Here is a 1,513-nt window from a genome sequence, read left to right on the forward strand (position 1 = left end):
ACGCACCGGCGGGCCTCCCCCTCCGCCCGCCGCCCGCCGTCAGGCTTCCGCTTCCGCTTCCGCCTCCGCCTCCGCCTCCGTCCGGACCGGAAAGCGGCGCGGGGCGAGGAAGACCAGGGTCAGCAGCGCCAGCAGCGCGGCCGTGGCCGAGCCCAGATAGACGTGGTCGACGGCGGTGTCCACCGCCCGCCGCAGATAGTCGGCCGCCTGGTCGGTGAGGGCGCCGGGGTGCTCCAGGGCGCGCGAGACCGAGTCCAGGTCGTCGGGCAGCCCCGGCCGGATGGCGTCGGGGGCCTCGGCCAGCCGGGAGGCCAGCGTCGCGTTGGCCACGGCGCCGAAGAGCGCCGCCCCGACGCTCTGGCCGACCTGGCGGCAGAAGAGGATCGAGGCGGTGGCGGTGCCGCGCTCGGCCCATTCGACGGACGACTGCACCCCGATGATCAGCGGTAGCTGGAACAGCCCGAGCGCGCCCCCGAGCAGCAGCATGATCAGCGCGGGCTGCCAGGCGGCGCCCGGGTAGGGGAGGAGCGGGAAGGCGGCCAGGACCAGCGTGGCGGCCGTCATCCCGGTGATGGCGCAGCGCCGGAAGCCGACGCGGTTGTAGACGCGGCTGCTGAGCGCGGCCGCGATCGGCCAGCTCAGCGTCATCGTGGACAGCACGAACCCGGCCGGTATCGGTCCGAGCCCCAGCACCGACTGGGCGTAGGTGGGCAGAAAGACGGTCGGGGCGATCATCAGCAGACCGAGCGCGGCGAAGGCGATGTTGACCGCCGAGATGGTGCGGCGGTGCCAGACCCAGCCGGGGATGATCGGTTCGTCGGCGCGCCGTTCGATCCATACGGTGGCCGCGACGCACACCGCGGCGCCGCCGAGCATGGTGAGCGAGGGCGCGGACAGCCAGCTCCAGGCCACTCCGCCCTGGACGAGGGCGGTCAGCAGCAGCCCGCCGCTGAGGAACACACCGAGCGCCCCGGCCCAGTCGACCCGGGGGCGGCTCTCCCGGTGCCGCCGCGGTTCGTGCAGATGCCGGGTGATCAGGGTGAACGCCAGGGCGCCGACCGGCAGATTGATGAGGAAGATCCACCGCCAGTCGGCGTATCCGGCGAGCACGCCACCGATGGCGGGGCCCGCCACGGAGGAGAGCGCCCACACCGAGGAGAGCCTGGCCTGGATCTTCGGGCGCTCCTTGAGCGGATAGAGGTCGGCGGCGACGACCTGGATCGTGCCCTGGAGCGCCCCGCCGCCCAGCCCCTGGACGACCCGGAAGGCGATGAGGGAGGCCATGTTCCAGGCCCCGGCGCACAGCAGCGAGCCGATGACGAAGAGCACGACGCCCGCGAGCAGGATGGGCTTGCGGCCGAAGGTGTCGGAGAGCTTTCCGTACAGCGGCAGGGAGACCGTGACGGCGAGCAGATAGCCGGAGAAGAGCCAGGAGAAGACGGAGAAGCCGCCGAGGTCGCCGACGATCTGCGGGACGGCGGTGGAGATGATGGTCGAGTCCAGCGCGGCCAGC

General features: G+C 72.9%; 1 protein-coding gene. It reads right to left on the bottom strand.

Annotated elements, in window-relative coordinates; genetic code table 11:
- Positions 1–39: 39 nt before the first annotated feature.
- Positions 40–1,512 carry an MFS transporter gene (locus GWI24_RS44280; protein ID WP_210951649.1) on the bottom strand — a complete coding sequence of 491 codons (1,473 nt, stop codon included), beginning with the start codon at positions 1,510–1,512 and terminating at the stop codon, positions 40–42.
- Between the last annotated feature and the right edge of the window lies 1 nt (position 1,513).

The organism is Streptomyces sp. MK37H, from assembly GCF_018035285.1.
Classification (GTDB): Bacteria; Actinomycetota; Actinomycetes; order Streptomycetales; family Streptomycetaceae; genus Streptomyces; species Streptomyces endocoffeicus.